We start from the raw sequence: 1,136 nt of genomic DNA on the forward strand, positions 1-1,136 counted from the left end.
CAGTGCGGTCACGAGGGTGTTCAGTTCTGTCGTCACAAACGGATCTTGAACACCCTCTCTTCATGCCCGCAGCCATTCGGACAGACTCGTCTAGTACTCCAGCAGGATCTCGCTGTCTGACCTGGGGTTTCGCTGGGCGGCTGGAGTGTAGCCGGTCGCGGAGTAGCCAGGGGCGGTCTCACGGAGACCGCCCCTCGAACGTGCGACCCGTCGCGTATCGGTGGCTTGGCTGTCGCCTCGGTCTACCGGGCCTCCGGCGGTCGGGCCCGGGTCGGCGGGGACCTGTACGCGGTCGCCCGGGCCGATGCGGTCACCCGGGTCATCATCGGCGACGTGCGAGGGCGGGGACTGTCCTCGTTCCTGGACGTCATCGCCGTCCTCGGGGCCTTCCGTGAGTGGGCGCCGCAGGCCCTCTCGCTGACCGAGCTGTCCGCCCGCCTGGAGGAGAGCTTCCTTCGGCACCTGGCCGACTCGCACGACGAGGCGGACGAATGCTTCGTGACCGCACTGATCCTGGAAGTGCCGGACAGCGAGCGCCTGGTGTTCTGCCTGCTCGGCCCCTTTTGACGTAGGGGCCGGTGGTGGATCGGTGCGGGCGCCGGCCGCGTGCTGATGGGCGCGGACGATGGTGGAGTCCACCGAGACGTCCCAGTCGATCTCGCCCGCGGCGTCGGCCGCGGCTTGGACCCGCTGCAACAGACGTTCCACGTCCCGTCGGCCGACCACAGCCGGTGGCGTTCGTAGACCGTCTTCCACGGCCCGAACCGTTCCGGCAGGTCACGCCACTGCACGCCGGTCCGCGCCTCCCGTCGATCACCTGCCGGTGATCCCGCCACCGGCCACAACGCCGGTTGCTGACCGGTGGGAACGGCCGCAGCCGTTCCCACTCGGCATCGCTCAAGTCTCCCCGCCCCATGTCCACGTCAACGACCCGGACGGCGAGTAGTCACATGATCGGCCAGACAAGTCCCAGTTGGTAGGTTTTGGGTAGCTATCAGATGTGAGGGGAGGGCCGCCTGTGACACGCCCAAGCCCTCCCACTTCAGCTGCTTCGCCCTGCGCCGCACGGACGTGAAGCCGGTCAAGGGCCTGATGAAGGCGGCGAGCACCCCCGCCGGTTACGGCGCCGGCGATCT

The 1,136-nt window shown here is 68.4% G+C and carries 1 protein-coding gene and 1 pseudogene; one reads left to right on the forward strand and one right to left on the reverse strand.

Features of this window, described 5'->3' with window-relative positions:
* Positions 1 to 225 precede the first annotated feature (225 nt).
* Complete coding sequence (locus ACIP98_RS42535; protein WP_401982265.1) at positions 226 to 567, forward strand: SpoIIE family protein phosphatase; 342 nt, start codon at positions 226 to 228, stop codon at positions 565 to 567.
* 24 nt (positions 568 to 591) lie between these two features.
* On the opposite strand, the pseudogene ACIP98_RS42540 reads toward ACIP98_RS42535, so the two are convergent.
* Positions 592 to 916 (reverse strand): annotated as a pseudogene (locus tag ACIP98_RS42540) (transposase); the annotation flags it as partial.
* Between the last annotated feature and the right edge of the window lie 220 nt (positions 917 to 1,136).

Origin of the sequence: Streptomyces sp. NPDC088354 (genome assembly GCF_044753585.1) — a bacterium.
Taxonomy (GTDB): Bacteria; Actinomycetota; Actinomycetes; order Streptomycetales; family Streptomycetaceae; genus Actinacidiphila.